At 29.7% G+C, this 2,037-nt stretch carries 3 protein-coding genes; all 3 read right to left on the reverse strand.

Going from position 1 to position 2,037, the window contains the following annotated elements:
• Positions 1-299, reverse strand: a 299-nt coding sequence (locus ACW2QF_RS19830) for a radical SAM protein (RefSeq protein WP_455717743.1), incomplete at its 3' end; no start/stop codon positions are given.
• 36 nt (positions 300-335) lie between these two features.
• Positions 336-605, reverse strand: coding sequence for a hypothetical protein (locus ACW2QF_RS19835; RefSeq protein WP_455717744.1), 270 nt, complete (start codon positions 603-605; stop codon positions 336-338).
• Positions 605-1,960 carry a radical SAM protein gene (locus ACW2QF_RS19840; RefSeq protein ID WP_455717745.1) on the reverse strand — a complete coding sequence of 452 codons (1,356 nt, stop codon included), beginning with the start codon at positions 1,958-1,960 and terminating at the stop codon, positions 605-607. Before ACW2QF_RS19840 ends, ACW2QF_RS19835 begins: the two co-directional genes overlap by 1 nt.
• Between the last annotated feature and the right edge of the window lie 77 nt (positions 1,961-2,037).

Below are 2,037 nucleotides of genomic sequence, written 5' to 3' on the forward strand. Positions count from 1 at the left end.
AATTCTGATGCTCCTTCCAGACTCATCATAACATTAATATCATTCTTCTTTAAAAATTGTACAATTTCTCTTGTCAAAAGTATTCCATTGGTGTTAATAGAAACTTTTTTAAAATACTTGGCTGCAATATTGATAATATCTTTTATATCTTTTCTAACAAATGGCTCGCCACCTGAAATTGTAATGTTATAAAAGCCTTCTTTACTTAACTTTCTAAAGCTTTTTTCAATTTCATTAATTGACATTTCATATCCATAATCAACTTTATCCGCCCTAAGATAACAGGTTTTACAAAACAAATTACATCTTCTTGTCACAAGAAAGAAAACCATTTTTTACTTATAGTTTAATTGATTATTTTCTATATCAGAAACAACTAAATCATTTAATAGTATGAGAAGCTGCTTATCTGTTAATATTTGCTTATTCTTTAAATTCAAATATACTTCTTTTAAAATACAACCATCTAGTTCTTTCAGTAATGTTTCAATCTCAGTAGGAATTCTTCCCCATTTAATAGTTTTTATATTTTGATAAACTACAAAATCATACATTTCATAAAAACGAATAGCACTAATATCTAACTTACTACTAAGCCACTTCATTATGCTTCCTCTCTGAGTCCCAAAACCTGTAATAAACTCTCTTTTTGATTATCCGGCGCTTCCCAGATAAGTTGACCAAATAATTTTCTATAATATGCGCAATCCATTCCGTCACCATCTATTTCGCCAGTATTTCCATAGCGAATTGCCATACAGCCTCCACCACAGAAATATCTCACTTCACAGTCTTTACAAGTATGAATCTGATCAACATCTAAATTAGCTATCTTCGTTCCGATTTTACTCTTTCTAATAATTTCGCCTAAATTGGCCTGTTCAAATATATTCCCTATTTTTACTTCTTCATTCATAACATAAGCACATGGATAAATATCTCCATTAACATCAATACACAATTTACTCTTACATACTCCACAAGAAACCTTTGGTGTCATATACTTATCGTAAAATTCTTTAACAGAATAATTCTTATAATCTAAACGCTCACATTCTTTCCAAATTCTTAAAAAAGCTTCATACATATCCTTATATTGAATACAAAATTCAGCTTGATTTTGTTCACCACGCCCAGCCGGCAACACAAATCTTGCCTCCATCAACAAATCTAGCTCTTTTGCAATTTTTACAATCTCTTCAATATTTTTTATATTCAATTGATTCACAGTAGGTGTTATTTTTATATTTTGATGACCATATTCTTTTAGTAATCGAATACCATTAACTGTTTTCTGATATGAACCTTGTCCTCGCAATAAATCATGAATTTCTTCTATACCACTATCTAAACTGATTTGTATTTTATCAAAATTCTTAGCAATAAATTCGGCATTTTGCTCGGTTATTAATGTTCCATTACTCACCAATCCAATGTCAGGAATCAGATTTTTCGCATATAATACTAATTCTTCAAGGTCATTTCTAAGCAAAGGTTCTCCACCCGAAAAAACAAGTTGATTTATCTTATTAATTGAAAGTCTTCTAATAATACTTTTAACCTGATTAGTAGTTAAATCCTGATTATGGTGATTCGCATCGATAGAACAATAACCACAATGTAAATTACATCTTCCTGTAACATGTAAATAACAATGACCAATATAATTCTTTTCTTCAATATCATCATTTAGAATTGTTATATACTGTTTCTCTTTCTGTTTAAAAATTATTCCCATCTCCAAGAGATAGTCAATAAATTCGGCGGCATCCTCCCTCGTCACCTCGTATATTGATTCTAATATAAAAAATGCTTCTTCTTCTGTTTTGTCTTCTATACTAGTTATAATTTCAACTGCACTATTGGTTAACTTCACCCATGATTTTTTATCCATATTAACCATAATTGTATATATATCAAAGGACATTTGTTTTGCATTCGAAGCTCTTCTAATAATCATTACTCCTTCTCCTTCACTTATCATTCTAGCTAATATTTATTGTTATACTGTAGGAATCTTCAATTCACTATATAAAC

It is taken from the genome of Anaerosporobacter sp. (assembly GCF_965301125.1).

Excerpts from the sequence above, each read along its gene's own strand:
- ACW2QF_RS19835 (WP_455717744.1), bottom strand. The coding sequence starts at position 605 with ATGAAGTGGCTTAGTAGTAAGTTAGATATTAGTGCTATTCGTTTTTAT.
- ACW2QF_RS19840 (WP_455717745.1), bottom strand. The coding sequence starts at position 1,960 with ATGATTATTAGAAGAGCTTCGAATGCAAAACAAATGTCCTTTGATATA.